The organism is Streptomyces sp. NPDC127092 (assembly GCF_042722475.1).
In the GTDB taxonomy this organism is placed as follows: domain Bacteria; phylum Actinomycetota; class Actinomycetes; order Streptomycetales; family Streptomycetaceae; genus Streptomyces.
In genome coordinates this window covers 1-1,156 of sequence record NZ_JBHXFE010000343.1, presented here as the reverse complement: position 1 = coordinate 1,156, position 1,156 = coordinate 1, and the positions used below count along the sequence as shown (strand labels likewise).

Sequence of the window (1,156 nt, the reverse complement as noted above, 5' to 3'; positions counted from 1 at the left end):
CGGTGCGGGGGTGCCGCAGGGCGGCGGTCGCCGCCCGGGCCCGCACAGGAGCCCGACGACGACGACGAAGGCCCGGTCCAAATGGACCGGGCCTTCCGACGGGTGGAGGTAAGGGGATTCGAACCCCTGACCTTCTGCATGCCATGCAGACGCGCTACCAACTGCGCCATACCCCCAGGCGGGTGGTGACTCCGTTTCCGGCGGACCGGCTGGAGCACCTGAACAGAATACCCGGCCTGCGGCAACCGCGCAAACCGGCCGGGCGGCGTCGATGGACCGCCGCGACGCCACGGCCTAGCGTGCAGGAGACGCCCCCATGCCCCCCCGCCAGCCCAGGAGGTCCTGCATGTCCCGCACTGACGCACCGATCCACACCGCCCTGATCGGCTATGGGTTCGCCGGGAAGACGTTCCACGTCCCCCTGCTCCACGCCACGGAGGGACTCGCTCTCACCCATGTCGTCTCGAGCCGCCCGGACGCGGTGCACGCGGATCTGCCGGACGTCGTCGTGGTGCCCGACGTGGACGCGCTCCTGGCGTGGCACGACGTGGACCTCGTGGTGATCGCCGCTTCCGCCCGACCGTCCGGAGCCGCTGGCGGGAAGCCTCGGTGCCCGGGGGCGGCATCTGGTTCGACCTCGGACCGCACCTGGTCGACCAGGCGCTCCTGCTCTTCGGCGTCCCCGAACGCGTGGACGCCGACCTCGCGGCCCTGCGTCCGGGTGCCCCGGTCGAGGACTGGGCGCACTGCGTGCTGCAGTATCCGGGCCGGCGCGTGGTCCTGCAGGCGTCGATGCTCGTGGCCGGCGGCAGCCCGCGCTTCGCGGTCCACGGCACGCGTCGCACCGCGGTGAAGGAACTGCCGGATCAGCAGGAGGCGCAGCTGCGCGCGGGTCTGCTCCCCGGCGCCGAGGGCTGGGGCGTCGACCCGGACCCGATCCTCCTGCACGACGGGGAGGGGAACACCGAGCGCGTCCCCGCGCCCACCGGAGCCCAGCAGCGGTCCTACACGGGTGTGCGCGACGCGATCCTGGGCCGCCCGAACGGTGACGCCGCCACCCCCGACCAGGCCGTCGCCGTGATGGCGGTGCTCGAGGCCGCCGTCGCCTCGGCGCGGGAGGGCCGTGCGGTGGAACCCGCACTCACGGCGGTCGAGC

1 protein-coding gene, 1 tRNA gene and 1 pseudogene are annotated in these 1,156 nt (G+C 73.7%); 2 read left to right on the top strand and 1 reads right to left on the bottom strand.

The genetic code is table 11. From position 1 onward, the window contains the following. Positions 1 to 103: 103 nt before the first annotated feature. A tRNA-Ala gene (locus ACFWJO_RS40265) sits at positions 104 to 176 on the bottom strand. A 140-nt stretch (positions 177 to 316) separates the two neighbouring features. Between ACFWJO_RS40265 and ACFWJO_RS40260 the strand changes: the two are divergent. Next, positions 317 to 565 (top strand): annotated as a pseudogene (locus tag ACFWJO_RS40260) (Gfo/Idh/MocA family oxidoreductase); the annotation flags it as partial. Between the two features lie 44 nt (positions 566 to 609). Further along, positions 610 to 1,156, top strand: a 547-nt coding sequence (locus tag ACFWJO_RS40255) for a Gfo/Idh/MocA family oxidoreductase (protein ID WP_386873314.1), incomplete at its 3' end; no start/stop codon positions are given.